The sequence below is a fragment of the Nonomuraea glycinis genome, assembly GCF_014646515.1.
Classification (GTDB): domain Bacteria; phylum Actinomycetota; class Actinomycetes; order Streptosporangiales; family Streptosporangiaceae; genus Nonomuraea; species Nonomuraea glycinis.
In genome coordinates this window covers 352,680-374,381 of sequence record NZ_BMNK01000001.1, presented here as the reverse complement: position 1 = coordinate 374,381, position 21,702 = coordinate 352,680, and the positions used below count along the sequence as shown (strand labels likewise).

The following is a 21,702-nucleotide window of genomic DNA, read 5'->3' as shown; positions in this document are numbered from 1 at the left end:
AGCGGTTCACTGAAGCGTATCAGTGAAGCGGTTCACCAGCTCGATTCCCACAATGTAGGGTTTACCTATAAAGTCGGTAGGAAATAAGGGGAGGCGTGATCATGAGTATCGACGTGCACCAGCACCTATGGACCGGTGCGTTCGTCGACGCCCTGCGTCGCCGCACCTCGCCGCCCCGCCTGGACGGCTGGACGCTGCTCCTCGACGACGAGCCTCCCTACCAGGTCGACCCCACGGCCCACGACGAACGCGACACCACGGGCCTGGAGCTGGCCCTGGTCTCGCTCTCCAGCCCGCTCGGCATCGAGTCGCTGCCGCCCGAGGAGGCCTGGCCGCTGATCGACGCCTACCACGACGGCTCGCTGGCGCTGCCCGAGCCGTTCGGCGCCTGGGCCGCCACCTGCCACAGCGAGCCCGATCCGGAGCGGCTGGCCAAGGATCTGGACCGGGGCCTGGCCGGGCTGCAGATGCCCGCGACGGCCGCGTTCGACGACCGGCTGCTGGAGGTGCTCACCGACCGGGACCTGCCGCTGTTCGTCCACCCCGGTCCGTGCGCCACGCCCCCGGGCGCGCCGTCCTGGTGGCCGGCCGTGGTGCCGTACGTCCAGCAGATGCACCAGGCCTGGCACCACTTCCACGCCGCCGTCCGGCCCCGGCACCCCCGGCTGCGCGTCTGCTTCGCCCTGCTGGCCGGGCTGGCCCCGCTGCACTCCGAACGGCTCATGACCCGGGGCGGCGGCGGCCGGGGCGAGGTCGATCCCCGCTGCTACGTGGAGACCTCCTCCTACGGCCCGCGCGCGATCGACGCGATCGTCCGCGAGCTCGGCGTCGACGTGGTCGTCAACGGCTCCGACGCCCCCTACGCCACCGCCCCTGACCCCGGCCTCGGTCAGGCGGCCGCCCATGCCATCCGCGTCACCAACCCACGTCGCCTACTCGGCAGGAAGGAGACTCGTTCGTGAACGAGCAGCACGGCAGCCAGGATGGGAGCTCCCCCCTCCCCGAACGCACGCTCGACCGCCGTGAGCTGCGCGATCTGGTCAACCGGCTGGCGGCCGACCCTGCCCGCTGGCAGGAGCAGGTCGACTTCCCTGCGGACGGCGGCAGGCACTACGCCTCGCTCCACCGGGACGCGTACATCGACGTGTGGCTACTGTGCTGGCGGCCCGAGGACGACACCGGCTGGCACGACCACGACCTGTCCTCCGGCGCGGTGCACGTCGTCAGCGGCGCGCTGCTGGAGTGCAACCCGCGCATCGGCGGCGAGCACCTGGAGACCGTGGTCAGCGAGGGACAGTCGTTCTCCTTCGGGCCCGACCACATCCACCGGCTCACCGGCGCGGTGGAGCACAGCGTCTCCATCCACGCCTACTCACCGCCGCTGTGGCGGCTGGGTCAGTACTCCATCGACGACACCGGCGTCATGCGCCGCGTCTCGGTGAGCTACGCCGACGAGTTGCGACCCATGGACAACGCCGCCACGGCGGCACTCCCGGAGACGCACCCGGCGACGCTCACGGAGACGGGGAGCGCCGTGGCCTGAGCACGCAGCAGCTTCCGCAGGCCTGCGCGTCCGGCAGGGTGACCCACAGGCAGCAGGTCCTGCGGAAGTAGGCGTCGTCGGCGGGCTCGACCAGCCCGTCGACGGGCTTGCCGATCCGCTTGAGCAGCGCCATGTAGTCGCCCGGCATGACCTGGGTCAGGGGGTGCGCGAACGCCTCGGCGGTCGAGCCCCACAGGGTCCGCTCCCCCACCTTGGCCATCGCGCTGAGCACCTTGACCAGCGGCGCCTGCGACTCGGCGAGCACGTCCCCGATCGCCTCGGCGTCGGCGGCCCACCGCACGTCCGTGGCCGCGACCGTGATCCCGGCCTCGGACTCCTTGAAGTAGGTGTCGGCCAGCCGCATGACCGGGATCCGCCCGTCCAGCGCCCAGCCGAGCGCCAGCGGCATCGTGTGCCAGTAGGAATAGGTCTTCCACAACAGCGCCGCGCCGACGTGCCGCGGCGCGTTCCAGCGCGCGGCGGTCGCGTCCACCAACTGCCCGAGCAGGGTGTACGGCTCCCGCACCAGCTCGGTGACGGGCGTCCAGCTCTCGTCCGGGTCGATGACCAGCTTCGGCTCGACGCCGAGAACACCGCCACGCTCGGCGGCCATACGGTCGAGCAGCTCGGTCAGCACGCCCTGTCCCCTATCTATAGGTAAGCCTAACCTAAGGTAGCAGGGCGTCCGGCGAACCAGCCAGCGACCGTCTGCGCCCCCACCACGGCGATCCCGAACGCCAGCGGCGCCCACCAGCCGCCGGACACCTCCCGCAGCAGCCCGAACAGCACCGGCCCCAGCGCGGCGAGCAGATAGCCCACCGACTGGGCCATCGCGGACAGCGCGGTGACCAGCACCGGATTCGCCGGGCGCAGCGCGATGATCAGCAAGGCCAGCGCGAACGACGCCCCCTGCCCGACCCCGAGCACGATCATCCACAGCCAGGGCAGCGTGGCCGGAGCCAGCAGCACGCCCAGGTAGCCCGCGGCGGTCAGCGCCGACGAGACGTACACGTACCAGACCTGCGAGTGCCGCCGGCCGGCCAGGATCGGCACCACGAGCGTGGCGCCCACCTGGACGACGGTGGTCGCGCTCAGCAGGTAGCCGGCCTGGTCGGCCGGGATGCCCGCCTCCAGGAAGATCGTCGGGAGCCAGGCGAGCATGACGTAGAAGGTGAACGACTGCAGGCCCATGAACGCGGTCACGTACCAGGTCACCCGGCTGCGCAGCAGCAGGCCGAACGCGCTGGGCCCGTCGCGCGGCGGCCTGGTGTGCCGGCGGAGCGCCTGCGGCAGCCAGAGCAGCGCGGCGGCCAGCGCGGGCACGGCCAGCAGCGCCGAGACGCCGCGCCAGTCGAGCCCGGTGAGCCGCTCCAGCGGGATGAGCGCCCCCGAGGCGATGGCGGCCCCGCTCACGATGGCGGAGACGTAGACGCCGGTCATGAGGTTCACCCGGGCCGGGAAGTGCTGTTTGACGACGCCGGGCATGATGACGTTCATCACCGCGATGGCCGTGGCCGCGACGGCGGCGCCCGTGTAGAGCATGAGGGGCCCGTCCAGGCTGCGCAGGGCGATGCCGGTGGCGAGCACGACCAGCCCGAGCAGCAGGGTGCGGTCCAGGCCGATCCGCCTGGCCAGGAGCGGGGCGAGCGGCCCGAACACCCCCAGGCAGACGATCATGACGGTGGTGATGGCGCCGCCGGCCGCCGGGGTGAGGCCGACGTCTTTCATGACCTCGTCGAGCAGCGGCGAGAGGCCCGCGATCGCCGGGCGCAGGTTGAGTGCGGCCAGCAGAAAACCGGCCATGAGCAGTGCGGATCTCGGCGCCATAGCGACTTACTCTGGCACAGGCCCTTGACAACGTTGTCCGGCGGTCGGCGGGTAAGGCAGGATCCAGGAGTGAGACCGACGATGAAGGACGTCGCCTCGGCGGCGGGCGTGGCGCTCAAGACGGTGTCCCGCGTGGTGAACGGCGAGCCGGGCGTCCACCCGGGAACCGCCGAACGCGTGCGCGAGGCCATCGAGCTGCTCGGCTACAGCCGCAACGAGAGCGCCAGCGTGCTGCGCAGCGGGCGGACCGCGACCGTCGGGCTGGTCATCGAGGACGTCGCCGACCCGTTCTACGCCGTGCTGAGCCGCGCGGTCGAGGACGTCACCACCGGCTACGGCTGCATGCTGCTGAGCGGCTCGTCCAGCGAGGATCCCGTCCGGGAGCGCGAGCTGGTGGGCGCCTTCTGCGCCCGGCGGGTGGGCGGGCTGATCGTGGTGCCGGCCGGCGCGGACCACTCCTACCTGCGGCCCGAGCTTGAGGCGGGCACGCCGGCGGTGTTCGTGGACCGGCCGCCGGGGCCGGGTCTCGACGTCGACACCGTGCTCACCGACAACGCCGGCGGGGCCGGCCTGGCGGTCCGTCACCTGCTCGGGCACGGGCACACCAGGATCGCCTTCCTCGGCGACGAGCCGTCGATCTTCACCGCCGCCCGGCGGTTGCACGGCTTCCGCGCCGCCCTGGGGCACCTGTTCGACGAGCGCCTCGTCGCCATGCGGACGCCCACCCCAGCGGGCGTACGCGCCGACGTCGATCGCATGCTGGCCCTGGACGCCCCGCCCACCGCGCTGTTCACCGGAAACGGCAGGCTCACCGTCACCGCGCTGCGGGCCCTGGCCGGGCGGCTGCCGGCGCTGGTCGGGTTCGACGACTTCGAGCTGGCGGACCTGCTCGTCCCCGGCGTGACGGTGGTGGCGCAGGACCCGGCGCAGATGGGCCGGGTGGCGGCCGAGCTGCTGTTCCGCCGCATGCACGGCGACACCGGACCGTCGGAGCATCCGCTGCTCCCGGTACGCCTGATCCCCCGGGGCTCCGGTGAACTACCGGCCTGACGGCCTTTCCCCATCCAGGTGGCTCAACTGCGCCGCCCTACATAGGACGCTGGGTGGAGATCCGGCGGTCTGGCTGCTGGTCGAGTTGACTCGCCAGGTCGTCCGGGTTCGCGCCGATCAGGGCGTACAAGTAGCCCTGCCCGAACTGTTCGGAAGTCGGTACACGCTTTCTGACCGCCGCCGTTCCCCAGCGCAGGGGATAGATGTGCCAGTCCCGGCCGTACCGCGCTTCGAGGTCTTCGCAGTTCATGGCCTGTAGCCCGGGATCAGCGCGGCGGCCTTGTCGGGCGAGTCTCCGGGGACCAGCGTCACCCTGTCGGGGAGGACAATGTCGTTCTTCCCGGCCTGGGCAACCTCCACGATGTACGCGCTGGACCGTGGCGCTATCCGCACGGTGGCGACGCGCCACCCTTGAGGAGAGAAGACCAGCAGCTCCGGCGGATACCGGACGAGAGAACTCGTGGGCTGGAGGGGAAACCTTGACGACCTGAGCGTGAGCTTGAGCCATTCGACCACCTGGCTACGCATTCCGCGCTTGGTCAGCAGTAGCCGTAGCTTGGCCAGCGCTTCGTCATGCCGACCGGCGACGACGTCGCTGATCGGCTCGCGGACAGGGTTCTCTTCGGCTGCTCTTTCCAACAGTTCGTGAATCATCCGTTGCCCTCCATCGGCTCACCACACTCCCGGTGCGGTGATCTCCCTCACGGTTGGGCCACCATGGTTACGACCGGTTTCTGGCAGCACCAGCAAGGGAATTGCTTAGAGCAATAGCGACATAGAGAAGAGATTGCTTTCAGCTATACGCTCACGCCATGGACGTTCGCACCTTCCCAGACGCTCTCAAAGCGATCATGGCGCAGCGGGGATGGACGCAAGCTGGTCTCGCACGGGAACTAGGCGTGTCACAGACCTGGGTCAGTCATGTGTCCAGAGGACTCAGGGACACAACGACTGCCAGGGCAACCGCCCTGCTCGCTCGCGTTGGCTGGGAAGTTCGAATGTCTCCAGTAACGGAGGAGCCTGTGGAACGCCGGGAATTTCTCGTAGCCGCCGCGTCTGTATTCGTACCTTCTACTAAAAAGAACCCCTACCAAGACCCTGACTATGTGAGCACCTTGGCCGAAAGCCTGGCGCGGAATCGCTACGAATCCGGCGGCATACCTCTCGCCTCTCGCGCACTGAGCCACGTGAAGAACGTCGACAAGATAGCCGGCATATCCGGGAGTCGGCTCCAGAGTGCCGTTTCCGAGATGGCGTATCAAGCCACGCTGGTGCTGTACGACGCCGGGAAGCTCGCGCATGCCGAGCGCACAGGCATGCTCGCTTTGGAGCTTGCGCACCGCGCCGCCGACACCGGTGCCGAGGCCCACGCCATGGAGAGCCTGAGCCGCGTCGCCCTCTACCGTGGTGATGCCGCCAGGGCCATCATGTATGCCCGTCGAGGGCTGAACCTCCCGGACCTTCCGCCCAGCAGAGCGGCATCGCTGGCCATGAGGCTCGGTCGTTCGCTCGCACGTATACCGGAAAACTCCGTAGCGGCGAGAGACACCCTCGACAGGGCACTCAACGTTGACGGCTTGTCGCCGTTCACCGAGGCGGTCATTGTGGGGGATGTCGCCATAGGTCTGAGCAGGCTCGGTCGCTATGACGAGGCCGGCGCCCTGCTACGGCGGGCAGCGGACGACATAGGAGAATACTCACCGCTCTTCCGTGCGCAGTACATCGGCCGCCAAGTACAGACAGCGATAAAGGCCGCCGATCCTGGCCTCGCCGCTGATCGAATCGCGTTGCTGACAAGGGCAGTGCCCTTCGTATCATCAGCGCGGGTGAATAAGCGCGTGGCGGACATTCTTCGCGAGTCGGCCAAATGGCAGAATATACCCGAAGTCAGGGAAGCCCGGCAGCATCTTGCGATGGTCTCCTCTGAATCGCCCATCTCTTGACGCCGATGCTCTTTTGTGCATGGCCATACGCAGGCATGCATCTCATGTGACTCCGTGGCAATCTCCGTCCAGGAAATTCCCTGCACACGGAGGTCCTTGGATGATGTCCAACGCGCAACTACAAAGCCTTGGGGCCTGACCCGAGCCACCCGTCTCCACCCGCTCACCCCGACGCCCTACGCCACAATTCAGCTCGACCCCGCCACTCAGGTCACCCGCTTTCTCGACGAGAAGCTGAGGATGGTGGACACGGGCACCTTCGCAACGGTGACCCAGTCCAGGCCACATGACGGCGCGACGAACGCGCCCCATTCAGCGGACGACTCCAACACCGATCAGAAGTAGCAGAATGCAGTCCCCGCAGAGCACCGTCATAGTGATCACATCGGCGGAAGACGTAACCGCCAACCTGGTGATCATGGCGCTCAACGAGCGTCAAGGCGTGCAGGTTGCGCACGTAGACCCTGCTGACATCGGCGATGTGCTGTCGTTCGACGCCCACATGGGTGTGGAGCTCGGCCAGTGGTCAGGCCGGCTCCACACGCCGAGCCGGGACGTCGCACTGGACGAGGTCGGGGCGGTGTACTACCGCCGTCCCAGCCCTTTCTCCAGCCGCTTCGCTCACCTACCGGAAAGGGAAAAAGAGTTCGCCGTCACCGAGGCCTGGCATGGACTTGGCGGTGTCCTCTACAACCTGCACGGCGCCGTGTACGTCAACCATCCCAGCGCGATCAACCGGGCGGACTTCAAGCCCGCCCAACTCCAAACGGCCGCCCAACTCTGCATGCCCGTACCCCGAACTTTGATCACCAACGATGCGGCGCGGGCACGAGAGTTCGCTGCCGAGCACGGCCCGATCATCTACAAGTCTTTCCGAGGGGCTCCACATGCCTCGGATGGTCAGGTCGCGGCGATATGGACGCAGCCGGTCACCGAGCACGAGATCGATGACTCGATCGCGATGACCGCGCACATGTTCCAGGTACAGGTTCTCAAGAACGCGGACGCCAGGGTGACCATGATCGGACAGAAGGTGTTCGCGTACCGCATCACGACTCCTGACGGCGCGCTGGACTGGCGTCGGGGAGACTGGGGCACGCTGGTTCACGAACCGATCGACGTGCCCGAACCGATCGAAGCAGCTCTGCACGCCTATCTCGACGCCTTCGGCCTGGCCTTCGGCTGCTTCGACTTCGCGATCGAAGCAGAGACCGGACAATGGGTCTTCATCGAATGCAATCCCAACGGGCAGTGGGCTTGGCTGCCCGACGCCGAGGCGATGGCTCAAGCCTTCGCTGACGAGATCCTCAAAGGATGGTGGTCGTGACCACTGCCGCACACCTCCGCCTAGCGCTGGCGGAGAGCATCAAGTCTCCCGATTGGCGCGAAGCCTTGGAGGCGGTGCCCCGCACGACCTTCCTGGGAGACGCCGTCTACAGACACGATCCTCATCTCGGCTGGGTACCCACGCATCGCACAGAGATGACCACCGAAGAGTGGCTCGCCTTGGCGTACGAGGACGAGACCTGGGTGACCCAGGTCGATGGGGTGCTCGCGGAGGACGCGACCGAGCCCGTCACGATCCTGCGACCCACGTCATCATCCACGCAACCGAGCCTGGTCGTACGGATGCTCGAAGCTGCGGGCGTCCGCGAAGGGGACACGGTTCTGGAGATAGGCACAGGTACCGGCTACTCCACGGCATTGATGTGCCACCGCTTGGGCGCGGCATCGGTGACATCCATCGAGTACGACCCCGTGATTGCGACTCGTGCGAAGCGAGCCATCAACGAGGCCGGCTACTCGCCTACCCTCATCGAGGGTGACGGGCTGCTGGGCTATGAGAGCAATGCTCCCTATGATCAACTGATCGCCACGTGCGCTGTACGAACCATTCCGCTGGCCTGGCTCCGGCAGCTCAGGGATGAAGGAACCATCACGGCGCCCATGCTCGGCTGGCTGGGCGGAGTCGCGTTCGCCCATCTCCACGTCAGCGAGGACGGCACTGCAAGCGGCCGATTCCGCGAGGATGACGTCTACTTCATGCCTGCGCGGGCACACGCCGCGCCTCCACGGCCTACTTTGCAGATGGGCATCGGCGAAGTCGGTCACAGCGAGGTCGACCCGGCAATCCTCAAGGACGATACGGCGCTCTTCGTGGCCCAACTCGCCGTCCCACAGGCCCACCACGGGTGGGCGGAAGACACCTTGGTCCTGCATGACGTGACCACCGGCTCCCAGACCGACATCCGCCCATCGCCTGGCGGCGGCTGGGTGGTCCATCAGCACGGGCCACACCGTCTGTGGGACCAGGTAGAAGAGATCATCCTCACCTGGATGGAGGCAGGCCGACCCCACCAGTCGGGCTTCGGGCTCACCGTGACATCAAAAGATCAGCGCATCTGGCTCGGCGACCCTGACGGGCTTTCCTGGGAACTCCCGTAATACCGATTCATTTGAATTCTCTCCAGCGAGCCACGGCGCGCCGGCAAAGGGAGAGAGCAAATGTTCCGAAATTATCTCCGAGCCTTTCCATGTTTTCACGGTCTAGAGCTCCAGGATTCCAAACGGACCGTCCTTGACGTACAAGCGGACCAAGACCGGCAGGCAGACCGCTCGAGGGAGAAACGGCAGGTGGACGATGATGCCGAGGGTGACGAAGCAGTTGCCGCGGCTGGTCTTCCTGCCGTCCGGCGTGGAGCCGTCGTACTGCCAGAACGCGCCGTGCACCTTCTTGCCGCTTCGGCGGGTGACGCTGTCGTCGATCGCCACCACGATCGGTGCGCCGGCCTCGACCAGCGTGGCGATGACCAGCCGTGCTGCGACCATGCCGACGTGGTCGATGCACCAGCAGGCGCGGGAGAAGAAGCGGTGCGCGCGCTCGTGCCGCCACAGCAGGTTCATCCCCGCGCCGACCAGCATCCCGGTGATCGTGCGAAACCGGGTGCAGGCCACCAAACCCGTGGTCAGCGCACAGAACACCGGGAAAGTGGAGGAAGAGAAGCAGCGTCGGAACTCTGCCAGCAGCGAGCGCCAGCTTGCCGGTAGGGTCGGGTCCGGAAACATCGGCGGACACCCTGCCCGAATTGGGTCAGCTATTACCAGCAGCGGAGGCGTCGCCAGTCGCACGCATGGAATCAACCCCGGTCAAAGTCTCGAGACGCCGATGCCGTGGTCACAAGGGGTGCAGAATTTCGAGCGGCATCGACCGATCAGGCCGCCTACTCGTACAGGGTTGCTGCCGCCAGCATTTCCCCTACGAGTTTCCACGAAGGCTGCTCAGGCTCATTAAGACCCTGATTCACGAAGTAGCCCCTCATCCCATAGAGCCAGCCCGATAGTCCGTCCAAGAAACGTGGGAGATTATTATTCTCCCACTCATCTACTTCCGGCGAATCCGCAGCAGCAGCCAACGCTGCAACGAAATTCGCCAAATCTTCCCTTGTTACGATTCGCTCAGTGTCAGTCACAAGGTCCATGCCACTCACCACCCCTGATCTTGATGCCCACTCCATCCGTCTCTGTCGTGAACTTCTTACGCCACTCCTTCCGGATCTCAGCTGGTGTTGCCATCCGATGCGGGACAGAATCCAGGCCAGCTTGCTGGTACGCCACGAGACGCCGATTGTCAAGTGTATAGAGCTTTCCATCCCGCTCCACCAGGCGGATCGGGTCGAGATCGTGCGGGCTTAGTTTACCATCCCGGAGGGCGTCTCTAGTCTCTTCAATAGTGTGGCCATCCTTAAATCGACGGCCAACGCTGTCGTGCGTAAAACGGACGTCGTTCGGATTAATTTCATCGAAGGGATCAGCGCTGTTATGAACCAGGATAGCCTGGTCGCCTGCCACCACGTAGTACGTGTGCGTGTCGGCTACGGTGAGGTTGTGGACACGCTGTTCTGCGGAGGTCCACGCGGTGATCGCCGAAACTTGGACGTAGGTACCCTGGCCTGTCCGTAGATACTGCCCTGGCCATAGCGTGTTTGCCTGCTGCCACTGCCGGATGGTTGGCACCCAGAAGGGATGTTCGCCGGTCGCGGTAAGGATGCCCGCCTCATCATCGCTGCCCACGGTTACCCGTACCAGGTTCTTGACGCCCTTGGAGGTGATCGGGGCGAGAACCTGCTTGGCCGCCGTTTCTCCGGTCACGGGGTCTGTGGCTATGACCTTATCGCCGGCTTTGATGTCTTCGATGGGTTTGGTGGTGCCGTCTGCCATGAGGACTTTGGTGCCGGGGACGAAGCTGCTGCACGGTCCGCTTTTGATCGACGTTTGGGTTTTGCCGCCGATGCGCGTCTTCAGGGTCTGCCGCATGGACGGGTACCTGGAGCTGACCATCCCGTGCTCGTCGTCTAGCCCCACGTTTTGCATCGTCCAGCGATAGGCTTCGATGTCTTCTTTTGCGATGGCTGCTTTACGATTGTGATGCTGGGACCGTTTGGCCTCACGCTTCTTCCAAGCAGCGATGTCCTTCCGCTGCTTCTCGGTCTTCTTCTGCCGGTCTCTGTGGATCTTGCGTTCGCGGCTGGTCTTTTTCTTGCCGCTGGCCTGGTGGGTTTTGGCGAAGTTCTGGTTGGCGTTGGGGCGTTTCTTGCTGCGGGAGTAGCCGTAGCTCGTGTCTTTGCTGCCGCCGCCGGTGTCGACGCGGCGGCCGTCGGGGTCGGATTGGTCGATGGGGTTGTTGGCGGCGTAGCTGTAGGGGTTGGCCCATTCGGGGGTGCGCAGGTCGAGTTCGGGGTCGGTGGAGATGAATTTGGCGATGGTGGGGTCGTAGTAGCGGGCGCCCAGATAGGTGAGGTCGGTGGAGGGGTCTTCGGTTTTGCCGAGGAAGCCGCGGTCGGTGAAGGGCAGGTCGTCGCCGCCGCGGCGCTGGCCGAAGGGCAGGTAGCGTTCGCGGCTGACCGCGCCGGTGGCGTCGTTGACGGCGAGTTGGGTGCTGCCGTGCAGGCCGGCGAGCATCCAGGTGACGCCGCTGCTCTGACGCATGGCGATCAGGGAGGCGTCCGGGGAGCTGTAGTAGCGCTTGGCGGTGACCTGGCCCGCGATCAGCTTGAGTTCGGTTGAGCCGAGGCAAAGGGTGACGCTGGCGTCGGGGTCACGGCGGATGAGGCGTTCACCTGCGGCGTCGTACACCATGGCGGTGTTCTGGCCGTTGATGGTGGCCTGGTCGAGTTGGCCGAGCGGGTTCCAGGTGAGGGTGGCCTGTTTGCCGTCGACGGTGCGGGCGGCGAGTTGGCCGGCGTCGTCGTAGGCGTAGGTGTCGGTGCGGTCGGGGTGGGTGATGGCGGTGACGGCGTTCGGGCGGACGGCGGAGGCGCCGGGGGTGGGGTAGGTGTAGGTGGCGGCCTGGCCGTTGGAGGTCAGGGTGGTGAGGTTGCCGACCTTGTCGTAGGCGTAGGCCTGGTCGTAGGGGTCGATGCCGAGGCCGTCGCCGGAGCCGGCGCAGGAGCTCGCGGTGGTGGTGTAAGCGGTCTTGAGGCGGAGTAAGCCGTCGTAGGTGAAGCATTCGGACTGGCCGGTAGTGCCGTCGGCGGCCGAGGCGGCGTCCAGGACGCGCGTGATGTTGCCGGCGGTGTTGTAGCCGTACTGGTCGTCCTGGACGGTGTCGGGGGTGGGGGTGTCGGCCTTGGATTGGGTGGTGACGCGCGACAGCCAGTCGGTGGTGGGGTCGCGTTCGAGCAGGCGTTTGATCTGGCCGTTGGCGCCGAGGGAGCGGCTTTCGAGCTTGCCGGTCAGCGTGAAGGCGGTGTTCTCGATGTAGGTGAAGCCGCCCAGGTCGGAGGTCATGCTGTCGGCGAAGCCGAGGTCGGTGTAGGAGAAGGTGACCTTTTCGGCGGGCAGGCCGCCTGCTGCGGGCAGGGTCTGTTCGCGGAGGTTGCCTGCCGCGTCGTAGGCCAGGGCGGTGGTGTAGTCGCCGCCGAGGGCGCCTTCACTGGCGGGAACGGTGACCTTGCTGCCGGTGGGCCGGTAGTCGTTGTCGTAGCCGGTCACCGTCTGGGTGTAGGGGCGGCCTGCGGTGTGGCGGGTGGCGGCGGTGGGCTGGCCCTTGGCGAGGGTGTCGTAGCTCCACTCGGCGAGTTTGGTGCCGGTGCCGATCTCACCGGCCCATTGGGCGGTGCGGCGGCCGAGGTCGTCGTAGCTGTTGGAGATCTTCTGGTTGTTGCCGTCGATGCTCCACGCCAGTTGCCCGGCCAGGTCGTAGCCGTAGCTGGAGGATCCGGCGTCGGGGTCGGTGGCGGCGGTGCGCCGGTTCAGCCAGTCGTGGGTGTAGGTGCGGACGTTGCCGTTGGCGTCCGTCATCGTGGTGAGGTTGCCGTTCAGGTCGTAGCCGTAGGTGGTGTCGGCGTGGGTGGCGCCGTCCGACCATTCCTCGACCTTGACGGTGCGGCCGAACACGTCGGTGACGGTGGCCGTCTTGCCGCCGACCGGCGGGGTGACCTCGGTGCGTTCGCTGCCCGGGTAGGCGGTGGTGGTGCGGCGCAGCTCCGTGCCCAGGTGGTAGGCGATCGTGGCGACCGGCCGTTCCTGGTCGTCGTAGGTGTTCTTGGTCCACTGCGGCAGGCTGGTGGTCGCCGGGTTGAGCAGGCCGCTGCCGGCCTCGTCGGTGTTGTGCACCGGCTCGGACTGGGTCGCGGTCAGGCCGCGCGGGTCGTAGGTGGTGGCGGTGACGATCCGGCCGCCGGCCGGGGAGGCGGTCTGAGCTTCCCGGGTGCGGCCGAGGCCGTCTTCGTAGCTGTAGGTGGTCGTGTAGGTGGTGCCGGTCAGCAGCTGGCTGACGGTGGTCTTGATCGGCTCGGTGGGCTGTCCCTGCCAACCGTCGAACGCGATGTCGTAGGCGACGGTCGCGCTCGGGGTGCCGCCGCTGCGCGGCTGGCCCGGCTTCCACAACGCGGTGGTACGGCCGAGTGCGTCGTAGTCCATCTCGGTGGTCTTGCCGTTGGCGTCGGTGACCGAGACGGCCTCGCCCAAGGTGTGCGACAGCCGGGCGGTGACGGTATGACCAAGCGGGTTGGTGGTGGCCACCCCGGTGTGGGGCCAGCCGACCGGCGGCGTGTAGGTGGTGGTGCTGGTCTTGCCGAGCGGGTCGGTGGCGGTGCGCGGGCGGCCGTAGTCGTCGAAGGTCGCCTTGCTGGTGGAGATGGTGCTCGCGCCGGCGTAGGAGCGGACCTCGGTGGGGTTGCCGTCGCTGGGCTTGTTCGTGGCCGGGTTCGTGCCCAGGTCGTACAGGGTGATGCTCTTGCCGATCAGCGTCCCGGACGTGCAGGTGTCGCCGGCGCGCTCTTCCACGACGGAGGGGAAGGCGGTCAGCCATTGGCCGGCGTCGGTGTTGCGGGCGTAGGTGGTGCTGGTGCAAGTGTTGTCACCGGCCACGCCTTCCTGGCCGAAGTCGTTGACCGTGATCGGTAAACCGTCGGCGTTGTAGGCGGTGCGCTCGTCGGTGTAGCGCCAGGCGCCGGTGCCGAGCTTCTCACGTGAGCGTTCCCGGGTGGTGAGCACGAGTGCGGGGTCCATGGTGCCGGGTCCGTTGCCGGTGTTCTGGATCGTGTACTCGTACCGGGTGGAGTCCACCTCGGTGTAGGCGCGCGGGCTGAGCGCGGTCATCTTCCACGACTGCTCCTGCAGCACCTGGCCCTGCAGCGGCTTCGCGTCGGTGATGGTGTTGCCGTCGAAGTCGGTGATCGGATCGGTGGTGCCGCCCAGGAAGGTGCGGGTGGCGACCGAGTACGCCGACGGGTCGGTGCCGGCGCCCTCAAGGGTGCGCACCTGGGCATAACCGCGCCATTCGGACTTGTCCGGCGCTTGGCCGGGTTCGATGTCCTGGCGGGGGTCGATCCAGCGGGGGGTGCCCAGGAACTCGTACTGGTGCACCATGTCCGGCGAGCCGGCCACCATGTCGCGTTCGACGACCTTGGTGGCGAGCTGTTTGAAGAACCGGCTCCAGGTTTCGTAGCCCTGCTCGGGGTCGCTGCCCATGTCGAGCTGGTAGCAGTCGCCGGTCTTGTCGGCCAGGTAGTTGCCGCCGACCCTGCCCCGGCCGCCGCCGCACGGGCTGGCCTGACCGTAGGTGACCTCGATCCGGCCGCCCATGCCGTTGGCGATGCCGGCGATGCGCGGCACCATCCGCCACGACAGCAGGTCGGTCCAGTCCGACATGGTGTCGTAGTCCATCTTCCCGGCCAGCATCACCGCGTCGAAGTCCAGCGGCGGCAACATCACCGGCGGCTCGGCGGCCACACCCATCTGCTGCACCGTGTCCAGCCACAGCACCGGGTCGAACGCCCACCCGAAGTCGGTGCGCTGGTAGATCCACTCGTGGGTGAGGTCGAGGCGGTCCACCGGATCCCATTCACCCGAGCCCGGGTTGAGCGATTCGGTCTCCACCGACACGAGCTTGCTGGTGGAGTAGAACGCGATCGCGTCGTTCTCGCAGTCCATGGCCTGCTCGCAGTGCAGGTCGGTGGGCACGTCCTCGCCGTCGCGGGGGACGGTGATGAACACCGTGCGCGCGGTCGGCTCGCTGCCGGCCACCTGCGTGTTGTGCCCCCAGGTCACCTCGGCCAGGAACCCGCCCCGGTCGTAGGGCAGCACCCGGTAGGTCTCGTGGATGCAGGAGGGCAGGCAGAAGTAGTTCGTCTCCCGGGTGTAGGAGTAGTCGATCACGTTCTCGTTGCTGTCGATCTCCTGGTCCAGGTTCCACCGCCACACCCCCGTACAGGTCGGCGGGATCACGTCGTTGAAGTAGCGGTCGTAGCACGGCTCGTCGGCCACGCCCAGCGGGTCGTGCTCGTTGCCCACGTACGGGGTCTGCCACTGCGCGTCCCGGTCGTGGCCGAACCGCCACACCTGGCCTTCCTGGCTGGTGATCTTCCAGTACGGCTGGCCGTCCGCGCCCCCGGCCACCTGCTCGACCTTCCACCCGAAGTCCGGCACCGTCTTCCACGCCTGACTCGTGCGGTCCTGCACGATCGACGCCGAGCGGCCACCCGCCGACAGCACCAGATCCGACTGCGTCTGATCGTTGGTGGACCCATCGTTGTCGTTCTGGTCCGGCGACTCCCAGCACAACGCCCCACCGCTGGCCCTCTCCGTGGCCTCCCAGATCAGTTCAGCGTCACCGTTGTACCAGTTGTCGACAAGGCAGCGCCGATAGCGCCGCTCGATGAACCCCGCGCTCAGATCCCAGCCCACCCCGACCACACCGGACTGGTTGTTGGTCCAGCGCCCCTGCCCATCGACGGAAGAGGCGTCGTACTGCAACGACAGATCCGGGCCGTTACCCGCCACCGACGGCGCCTCGGGCAGCGGCACGTCGTAGTCGAACCCGCCACCGGAGGTGCCCGCCTGCCAGGTGCCCGACGGCTTCAGATCGGTCGCGCCCCAGTTCCCGTCCGGCCCGGTCAGGCCGGCCGCGAGCACATACACCGACCCTGCGGCGAACTGCGCCGCCTGTACCGCTTCCATCGCCTCCGCGGCGGTCTTCTTCTCCTTACCCGGCGCCGACTTGACCGGGGCGGGCGCGGCGTCGGGCGCCGTCGCCTCCACCTGCGCGCTCACCGTCTCGGCCTTCGGGTCGTTCACCGACTGCACCGCCACCGGCCGGACCACACACGAACGCGGACGCGGCGACTCCAGCACACACGCCGGCAACCGCAGGAGCTGCAGCCGCCCGGCGAAGTTGCCGCCGTAGGCATCCCGGAATCCGGCGTAGGAGAACTCGGCGCGCACCTTGCCCGCCGCCTTCTCACCATCAGCGCGCGTCACCCGGGCCGCGATCCCCACCCCGCCCAACGCGCGCACCGCCTCCGGCGCCAAGGTCTGCACCGTGACCCTGTCCAACCCCGCACCCTTGACCGAGCCCACCCGGACCGGCAAGCCCTCGGCCTCGGTCACCTTGCCCGCCTCAGCAACCCGCACCTCAGCGGTGCCGGCCTTCGGCCACACCGGCTTCCTCGGCTCCACCTTCGGCACGGAGTCCTCCGCGCCCTTGGCCACCTTCTTGCCGGGCACGGCACGCCCATCGACCGACTGCTCAGGATCCGGCCCGGAGGCGGCCGCCTGCGAGATCAGAACGTCCGGCACCCCCACACCGGAGATCATCACCAGCGAGCAAAGCCCGATGACCAGCGCCACGAACCACACCGGCAGACGTCGACTCGGCATCCCGAAACCCCTTCAGGGCACGCTGACGCAGACCCCGGTGAAGAGGCCCTTCACACGCCATAAGGAAGAAATAAACGATCTATCGGGATGTGATCGCCAAACCAAGATCGGTCAACAACGGGAGCGTCACTTATCTGACACAAACAGTCAGAAACTGAGTCGAAGCTCAGTGCATGCGTACTGGTCAACCCACCCGCTACGAAAACCAGCAGACCCAGCGATCGACACACTGTGATTTACATCACACTCATAGTCAACCAGATCCCACAGGTACCGAACTGGCGACCCCTGCCGTCAGGCACAACGCCAGCAACGAGGCCACGCCATACCGGATCCCGCGCCGATCGCGCGCGGAATATCCAAACGACGATCATGACGGCTAGGCCGGGCCAACATCAGGGCGGGATACCTCTTTTTTCCCAAGGGCCTCCAGAGACGGCACGGTCTCCGGGCGGAGGGCTCGGGACAGGGCGAGTGCCACCAGGATGGCCGCGCCGCCGGCGGCGACGATCGCGAGCCGTGGGGAGAACAGCTCGCCGAGCACGCCGATCAGCGCCGCCCCGATGGCCTGCCCGGTCATCAAGCCGGTGGACAGCAGGCCGAACGCCTGCCCGCGCACCTCCTCCGGCACCGCGTCCACGAAGCGCCGCTGCAGGCCGAGCTGGTAGGCCAGCCCCGCGGCGGCCGTGGCCGCGATCGCGGCGGCCCAGCCGGCCCCGGGTGCGGCCAGGAAGCCCAGCCACGGGATCCCGAGCAGCGCCGCCAGCGGCAGCGACAGCCGTTCGCGCAGCGCCGGGGCCGCGAACCTGCCGACGGCGAACTCGCCGACCGCCATCCCGCACGCTGCCGCCGCGAGCACGATCCCGGCCTGCCCCTGACCGCCCAGGTAGGGCACAATCATCGCTTCCGCCCCGGCCAGGCACAGCGGCGGCAGCCAGGAGGCCAGCAGCAGCCCGCGCACCCGCCGATCGGCCACCAACAGCCGATTCACTCGCAACGTCGCCCGCACCGCCCCTTCCCCACCCACCTCGCCCACACCGGACCCGCTCGTACGGGATCCGTTCTGGATGTGAGGGGCTCCCTGGCGGGCGGGCCGGTACGGGAGACCGTAGCGGAGGAGGAGCGCTGCCAGCGCCGACAGCCCCGCCGTCGCCGCGAGGGCGCCGTGCGGGCCGGCCACGGCCAGGAAGGCGCCGCCGACGGCCAGGCCGGCCACCTGGGCGCCGGCCGAGGTGACGCCCAGGAGCGAGCGGCCCAGCACGAACGCGTCCCCCGGCAGCACGTCGGGCAGCAGCGCGCTGCGCGCGGCGCCGAACACCGGCGAGAACAGCCCGGTGACCAGCACCAGCGCCAGCATGGCCCAGACCGGCAGCCCGGCATAGGCCAGCAGCATGCACACCACCACCCGGACCAGTTCGCCGACGACCATGACGGCCCGGGGCGGCAGCCGGTCGGCCAGCGACAGCAGGAACATCCCGCCGGCGATGTAGGGCAGCCACCCGGCCATGTAGGCGGCGGCCGACAGCCCGGGCGACCCCGTCTGGGCGTACACCAGCACCGACAGCGCCAGCATCTTGATGGAGTCGCCGGCGACGAGCAGCGCGAAGCTGCCGAACAGCACCCGGAACTCCCGGACGGCGAACACCTCGCCGTAGGTGGCGCCGCGCTCTGTGGACACGATTCTCCTCGGGTCGGTCGAAGGAACGCCTCCGATGCTGGGACCGGAGCGGACCGACTGGCGAAGCTTTCGGATATAACCGAAAGGTGGTGTTCAGGATCGAGGTCACCCCTCAGGACGTGGCGGCCAGCAGGTTCGCCATCTCCCCGCTGATCGAGACCATGCACGCGCAGTGGGTGCTGGAGGGCCGGACCGCGGCGGGCGTGCACCGGCGGTGGGTGGAGCGCTGGCGCGGACCGTACCAAGAGCTGGCGCGCCAGCACCCCGCGCTGCGCGCGACCGCGGTCATCTCCGGCAACATGGGCAGCGCGAACGTGGACTTCATCGCGCCCCCGCCGTCGGGGACGAGCGTGCCGTTCGAGGTGGAGCTGGCCGCGATGCGCGCGACCCCGCTCGCCGTGGCGCACCGGGAGATCGCGCAGGTGCTGGCCGCCAGGGCGCCCGCGCCCGCCGAGGTCAGGGAGTTGCTGTTCGGGCCGGACGTGGTGCGGCTGATCGCCGACGCCTTCGAGGCGCTGTGGACGGAGATCCTCGCCAAGAGCTGGCCGCGCTTTCACGCGATCCTGGAACGCGACGTGGTGCAGCGTGCCGGGCGGCTGGTCACCGCCGGCTGGGGGGCGGCGCTCGACGACCTCAACGCGCAGGTCCGCTGGCATGACGACGGCCACATCGCGATCGCGATGGGCAGGCGTGAGGAGTGGCACCGGCTCGGCGGCAGGGGCCTGCTCTTCCTGCCGTCGGTGTTCACCGCCAGCGTCGGCGCCTACCTGGAGGAGGCGTGGCCGTACGCGCTGCTCTATCCGGCGCGCGGCATCGCCGCGGAGCCGCCGGGGGCCGGCGCGGGGCTGGCCGCGCTGCTCGGGCGCTCGCGCGCCCGCGTCCTGTCCGAGCTGGCCACCCCGGCCACCACCACGCACCTGGCCGCGCTGCTCGGCCAGAGCCTCGGCGGCACCGGCGGCCACGTGGCGGCGCTGCGCGGGGCGGGCCTCATCAGCGGCACCCGCACCGGTCGCAGCGTCCTGTACGCGCGCACCCCGCTGGGCGACGCCCTGGTGGCCGGCTCTCTCGCGTGAGACGCCTGGTGGCCGGCTCTCTCTCGCGTGAGTTGTACGGAATCGCTACCGTTCACTGCGGGGGGCGCGAAGGTATAGTCGTTTGCGCATACGTTCAGCACAATCGTTCATTAGCTCAGGGAGCGCGCGCATGAATGCCGCCGACACCACCCAGGAAGCCCGCTTCCCCCAGGAGCTGATGTACGCGGCGGCGTCGCAGTACTACCTCCAGGACGCTACCCAGGCCGACATCGCCAAACGGCTCGGCGTCAGCAGGGCGACCGTGAGCAGGCTGCTGACCGAAGCCCGCAGGCAGGGCATCGTCGAGATCCGGGTGCACCAGCCCGCCGCGCTGGCCGAGGGCCCGCTGGCCAGCGAGGTCGCCGACGCCCTGGCGCTGAAGCGGGTCTACCTCGTGCCTAAGGTCAGCGGCCCGGCGATGGGCCCCATGCTCGCCCCCGGCCTGGCCAGAGCGCTGGCCAGGGCGGAGCTGGAGTCCGGCGACGTGGTGCTGGTGTCGTCGGGCAGCACGGTGTACGAGTGCGCCCGCGAGGGGCTCGGCCACTACCCCGGCGTGACGATCGCGCCGGCCGTGGGCGGCCAGCAGGATCCGCAGCCCTGGTTCCAGACCAACGAGGCCACCCGCCTGCTGGCCGAGCGGCTCGGCGGCGTGCCCAGCTACCTTTACGCGCCCGCGCTGCCGGGCCCCGAGCTGTTCTACTCGCTGCAGCACGAGCCGTCGGTGCGCCGGGTGATGGACCTGTGGGCGCAGGCCAAGTGCGCGATCGTGGGCGTCGGCTCGCCGCCGCTGATGCGGCAAGTGGTGCCCGCGTTCGTGCCGCGCGACGCGCCCAGCCTGCGCCAGGCCGTGGGCGACGTGTGCTCCCGGTTCTACGACCGCGACGGCGCGCCGGTGGACTATCCGGGCAGCGAGCGCCTGGTCGCGACCGGGCTGGAGGAGCTGCGGCGGATCCCGTGCTCGATCGCCGTGGCGGTCGGGGCGGAGAAGGTCCTGTCGATCATCGCCGGGGCCAAGGGCGGCTACTTCAACCATCTCGTCACCGACGCGCTCACCGCCGAAAGCCTGCTCGTCGCCTCCCGCTGACCGCCGGGATCCTGCTCGCCGCCTCTCGCTGACGAACCCCCTTCGGGTTGACTCGGTGTTACCGACATGTGAACACATTGAACATCCGTGCTGGACAAATGTTCCGGCCTCGCGCTAGCGTGAAGTGCATCACAGGACGTCACCTGCTGGGGGACGTCCCTCGGTCGCAGTCGGGGGGGCGAGCGACGTCGATGAGCGACGCAATGAGATCGTCCGCGAGGACGAAGCGAGTGAGGAATGATCCCGTGAACAGAACCAAGATGCGGACCACCGTGCTCGCCGCGGCGGCGGTCCTGGCGACCTCCGCGCTGGCCGCGTGCGGCTCCGACGCCACCGGTGGCGACGCCGCCGCGCCCACCGGAAACGGCGCGGCGGTGGAGAACGCCAAGGTGGCCTTCCTCATGCCCGACCTCGCCTCGACCCGATACGAGCTGCAGGACAAGCCGCTCTTCGAGGCCAAGATGAAGCAGCTCTGCCCGAGCTGCACGGTCATCTACCAGAACGCCGACTCCGACGCCGCCAAACAGCAGCAGCAGGCGAACTCGGCGCTCGCGCAGGGCGTCAAGGCGATCGTGATCGACCCGGTCGACTCCGCGGCGGCGGCCACCATCGTGCAGACCGCGCAGGCGCAGCAGGTCCCGGTGATCGCCTACGACCGGCCCATCCCCGCCAAGCCGGCCGACTACTACATCTCCTTCGACAACGAGAAGATCGGCGCGCTGATCGGCCAGTCGCTCGTCGACCACCTCAAGGAGGAGAAGGCCGAGGGCGGCCTCCTCCAGGTGAACGGCTCGCCGACGGACGCCGCGGCCGGCCTGATCAAGAAGGGTATCCACAGCGCCATCGACCCCAGCGGCTTCAAGCTGCTGGCCGAGTACGACACCCCCGACTGGGAGCCGGCCAAGGCGCAGGCCTGGGTCAGCGGCCAGATCACCCAGTTCGGTGACGACATCGCAGGCGTGGTCGCGGCCAACGACGGCACCGGCGGCGGCACGATCTCGGCCTTCAAGGCCGCGGGCAAGAAGGTGCCGCCGGTCACCGGCAACGACGCCGAGGTGGCCGCCGCCCAGCGCATCATCAAGGGCGACCAGTACAACACCATCTCCAAGCCGATCAAGATCGTGGCCGAGGCCGCGGCCGACGTCTCCTACCAGTTCATGCAGGGCCAGAAGCCCGCCGGCAAGGACACGCTCTTCGACACCCCGTCGGAGCTGTTCGTCCCCACCGTGGTGACCAAGGAGAACATCAAGGAGGTGCTGTTCGACAGCGGCATCATGAAGGCCGCCGACGTCTGCACCGCCGAGTACGCCGACGGCTGCGCCGAGCTCGGCATCAAGTAGGGG

Annotated in this window: 18 protein-coding genes; 10 read left to right on the top strand and 8 right to left on the bottom strand. The window is 68.1% G+C overall.

Annotated features, from left to right (window positions below):
- The first annotated feature begins 101 nt into the window (after nt 1-101).
- Both IEY87_RS01705 and IEY87_RS01700 read left to right on the top strand, forming a co-directional pair.
- Entirely contained in the window at nt 102-962 is an 861-nt protein-coding gene (locus IEY87_RS01705; protein ID WP_189136661.1) for an amidohydrolase family protein, read from the top strand.
- Nucleotides 959-1,543 carry a cysteine dioxygenase gene (locus tag IEY87_RS01700; protein WP_189136660.1) on the top strand — a complete coding sequence of 195 codons (585 nt, stop codon included), beginning with the start codon at nt 959-961 and terminating at the stop codon, nt 1,541-1,543. The genes IEY87_RS01705 and IEY87_RS01700 overlap by 4 nt, the downstream gene beginning before the upstream one ends.
- Here the strand turns inward: IEY87_RS01700 and IEY87_RS01695 are convergent.
- Together IEY87_RS01695 and IEY87_RS01690 are read right to left on the bottom strand one after the other, a co-directional pair.
- Nucleotides 1,515-2,180, bottom strand: coding sequence for a (2Fe-2S)-binding protein (locus IEY87_RS01695; protein ID WP_189136659.1), 666 nt, complete (start codon nt 2,178-2,180; stop codon nt 1,515-1,517). The two genes, IEY87_RS01700 and IEY87_RS01695, sit on opposite strands and share 29 nt — an antisense overlap.
- Nucleotides 2,181-2,206: 26 nt before the next feature.
- Nucleotides 2,207-3,370, bottom strand: a complete 1,164-nt coding sequence (locus tag IEY87_RS01690) for a CynX/NimT family MFS transporter (protein ID WP_189136658.1) — start codon at nt 3,368-3,370, stop codon at nt 2,207-2,209.
- Nucleotides 3,371-3,439: 69 nt separating this feature from the next.
- On the opposite strand from IEY87_RS01690, the gene IEY87_RS01685 reads away from it, so the two are divergent.
- Nucleotides 3,440-4,420 carry a LacI family DNA-binding transcriptional regulator gene (locus IEY87_RS01685; RefSeq protein ID WP_225276840.1) on the top strand — a complete coding sequence of 327 codons (981 nt, stop codon included), beginning with the start codon at nt 3,440-3,442 and terminating at the stop codon, nt 4,418-4,420.
- Nucleotides 4,421-4,457: 37 nt separating this feature from the next.
- Here IEY87_RS01685 and IEY87_RS01680 read toward each other — a convergent pair whose 3' ends face one another.
- Together IEY87_RS01680 and IEY87_RS01675 are read right to left on the bottom strand one after the other, a co-directional pair.
- The gene (locus tag IEY87_RS01680) at nt 4,458-4,670 is read right to left on the bottom strand and encodes a hypothetical protein (protein ID WP_189136657.1); all 213 of its coding nucleotides are present in this window, start codon (nt 4,668-4,670) and stop codon (nt 4,458-4,460) included.
- Entirely contained in the window at nt 4,667-5,074 is a 408-nt protein-coding gene (locus tag IEY87_RS01675) for a hypothetical protein (protein WP_189136656.1), read from the bottom strand. The genes IEY87_RS01680 and IEY87_RS01675 overlap by 4 nt, the downstream gene beginning before the upstream one ends.
- A 158-nt stretch (nt 5,075-5,232) precedes the next feature.
- Here IEY87_RS01675 and IEY87_RS01670 point away from each other — a divergent pair, with 158 nt between their 5' ends.
- From IEY87_RS01670 to tgmC, 4 genes are read left to right on the top strand one after another with little or no spacing between them, the layout of a single operon-like run.
- Nucleotides 5,233-6,363, top strand: coding sequence for a helix-turn-helix domain-containing protein (locus IEY87_RS01670; RefSeq protein ID WP_189136655.1), 1,131 nt, complete (start codon nt 5,233-5,235; stop codon nt 6,361-6,363).
- 15 nt (nt 6,364-6,378) lie between these two features.
- Nucleotides 6,379-6,708 (top strand): putative ATP-grasp-modified RiPP, encoded by a 330-nt coding sequence (tgmA, locus tag IEY87_RS47080; protein WP_373294319.1) that lies wholly within the window; start codon nt 6,379-6,381, stop codon nt 6,706-6,708.
- A 4-nt stretch (nt 6,709-6,712) separates the two neighbouring features.
- Entirely contained in the window at nt 6,713-7,690 is a 978-nt protein-coding gene (tgmB, locus tag IEY87_RS01660; protein ID WP_189136653.1) for an ATP-grasp ribosomal peptide maturase, read from the top strand.
- Nucleotides 7,678-8,808: an ATP-grasp peptide maturase system methyltransferase gene (gene tgmC / locus IEY87_RS01655; protein WP_189136652.1), complete on the top strand. Its 1,131-nt coding sequence runs from the start codon at nt 7,678-7,680 to the stop codon at nt 8,806-8,808. Before tgmB ends, tgmC begins: the two co-directional genes overlap by 13 nt.
- Before the next feature lie 102 nt (nt 8,809-8,910).
- On the opposite strand, the gene IEY87_RS01650 is transcribed toward tgmC, so the two are convergent.
- The 4 genes from IEY87_RS01650 to IEY87_RS01635 form a co-directional block, all read right to left on the bottom strand.
- Nucleotides 8,911-9,429 (bottom strand): transposase, encoded by a 519-nt coding sequence (locus tag IEY87_RS01650; RefSeq protein WP_189136651.1) that lies wholly within the window; start codon nt 9,427-9,429, stop codon nt 8,911-8,913.
- Nucleotides 9,430-9,584: 155 nt separating this feature from the next.
- Nucleotides 9,585-9,842: a DUF7660 family protein gene (locus tag IEY87_RS01645; RefSeq protein WP_189136650.1), complete on the bottom strand. Its 258-nt coding sequence runs from the start codon at nt 9,840-9,842 to the stop codon at nt 9,585-9,587.
- Nucleotides 9,826-16,524 (bottom strand): polymorphic toxin-type HINT domain-containing protein, encoded by a 6,699-nt coding sequence (locus IEY87_RS01640; RefSeq protein ID WP_189136649.1) that lies wholly within the window; start codon nt 16,522-16,524, stop codon nt 9,826-9,828. The genes IEY87_RS01645 and IEY87_RS01640 overlap by 17 nt, the downstream gene beginning before the upstream one ends.
- Before the next feature lie 379 nt (nt 16,525-16,903).
- Nucleotides 16,904-18,202: an MFS transporter gene (locus IEY87_RS01635; protein WP_225276842.1), complete on the bottom strand. Its 1,299-nt coding sequence runs from the start codon at nt 18,200-18,202 to the stop codon at nt 16,904-16,906.
- A gap of 86 nt (nt 18,203-18,288) precedes the next feature.
- Here IEY87_RS01635 and IEY87_RS01630 point away from each other — a divergent pair, with 86 nt between their 5' ends.
- The 3 genes from IEY87_RS01630 (at nt 18,289) to IEY87_RS01620 (ending at nt 21,699) form a co-directional block, all read left to right on the top strand.
- Nucleotides 18,289-19,275 (top strand): ArsR/SmtB family transcription factor, encoded by a 987-nt coding sequence (locus tag IEY87_RS01630; protein ID WP_225276843.1) that lies wholly within the window; start codon nt 18,289-18,291, stop codon nt 19,273-19,275.
- Between the two features lie 130 nt (nt 19,276-19,405).
- Nucleotides 19,406-20,359 (top strand): sugar-binding transcriptional regulator, encoded by a 954-nt coding sequence (locus IEY87_RS01625; RefSeq protein WP_189136648.1) that lies wholly within the window; start codon nt 19,406-19,408, stop codon nt 20,357-20,359.
- A gap of 245 nt (nt 20,360-20,604) precedes the next feature.
- Nucleotides 20,605-21,699 (top strand): ABC transporter substrate-binding protein, encoded by a 1,095-nt coding sequence (locus tag IEY87_RS01620; protein WP_225276844.1) that lies wholly within the window; start codon nt 20,605-20,607, stop codon nt 21,697-21,699.
- Nucleotides 21,700-21,702 lie beyond the last annotated feature (3 nt).